The sequence below is a fragment of the Acidisphaera sp. S103 genome (genome assembly GCF_009765975.1).
GTDB lineage: Bacteria > Pseudomonadota > Alphaproteobacteria > Acetobacterales > Acetobacteraceae > Rhodopila.
Genome location: NZ_LMUJ01000081.1, coordinates 1 through 1,349 on the forward strand (window position 1 = coordinate 1; position 1,349 = coordinate 1,349).

Annotated in this window: 1 protein-coding gene; it reads right to left on the reverse strand. The window is 64.3% G+C overall.

Going from position 1 to position 1,349, the window contains the following annotated elements; translation table 11 throughout:
* Window positions 1–231: 231 nt before the first annotated feature.
* Entirely contained in the window at window positions 232–1,176 is a 945-nt protein-coding gene (locus tag GSQ89_RS27425) for an aldolase/citrate lyase family protein (protein ID WP_158931283.1), read from the reverse strand.
* Between the last annotated feature and the right edge of the window lie 173 nt (window positions 1,177–1,349).

Below are 1,349 nucleotides of genomic sequence, written 5' to 3' on the forward strand. Positions count from 1 at the left end.
AAACCGGGCTTGTATGTTGATTTACCGATCAGTTCGAACAATTTAGATCGATATCGGTGTGGTCCGGCGGACGGCTGAGGTTTTCACACAGCCTGGTAGGCCCGCCATCCACGCCTTTTCCGAGACCTACACAGCAAGGCGTGGATGGCGGGCCTTCGCCCACCATGACGATGAGAGGCCGGCGGCGTTCGCCGGACAATTCGCTTATTCCCCGGCGAGCCCTAACGCCCGTTACACCGCCATCGCCCGCTTCTGATGCGCCCGGCCAATACGGGCCATCTCCTCACTGTGGCCGGAGATCACCCGCACGCCTTCATCCAACCGCCCGACGATGTTTTCCGGACGGCAGCCCTCCAGGAACGCGATCCCGTTCCGCCGGCACGCGGCAAACACCCGGTCCCGAGCCGCCTGCATCGCCGGCGGATATGGGTCGCGCAGCAGCTTCACCGACCCCAGCGACAAACTCAGATCCCCCGGCCCCATCTCCGCGAACCCCAGCCCCGGCACGGCGCAGATCGCATCCGCCTGAGCAATCCCCTCCGGACTTTCCAGCTTCACCCCCAGCAGCAGCTCGCCACGCGGGTTCAACGGCCAGGGCTCGCAGCGAGCCATGTACTCATCCCCCGCCAATCCCCACACCGGCGCCGCCGTGTTCTCCGATCCCCGACCGCGCGTGCCAATCCCCAACAATCCGTCCTTCGCCGCGGGCCGTATCGCCCCCTCCAACCGATCTTCCGGCGACGGAATCCCCGGATCGACCCCTTCGAGATGATGCGGATATCGGCACGCCTCCACGAAAGCCCGCACCGCATCGGCGGTCTCCGCCTGGCACAGCAGGATCCCATGCACCCCGCGCCCCAGGATCTGCCGGAACTGCCACGCATTGAACCGGACATTGGCCTCGTCCGTGCCGTTCAGCGGCGCCTCGACAATCACCGCCGGAGTCCGGTGGCCCGACCGCGTCGGTCCCCCATCCACCAGCCCGCGCATATACTCCGCCAGCCCGGTCATATCGAACGCACCATGCTCCATGCCGACATTCATGTAGTCGGCCCAGGTGCCGGCATCGATCCGGCCCTGTTCATAGGTCAGCACATGGCCGCTGTGCGGACCGTCATAATAGATCGCCTGGCCCTGCTCCAGCAGTTCGATCGCTCGGTTGATCCGGCTTGCCATGCGGCTGTCCCCCCGTTCTTGCCTTGATAGTTGCGGTCTGGGCCGAAGAAAAAGTCAAGCCGCCACCAACGCATCTGCAGGGCAATCGGGCGAAGGAGTACGTGACAAACGGCTAAAGGGCTGAATCCATACGATCCCTCGATTCGCTTCATAGGGGACAACGATGGACGCTT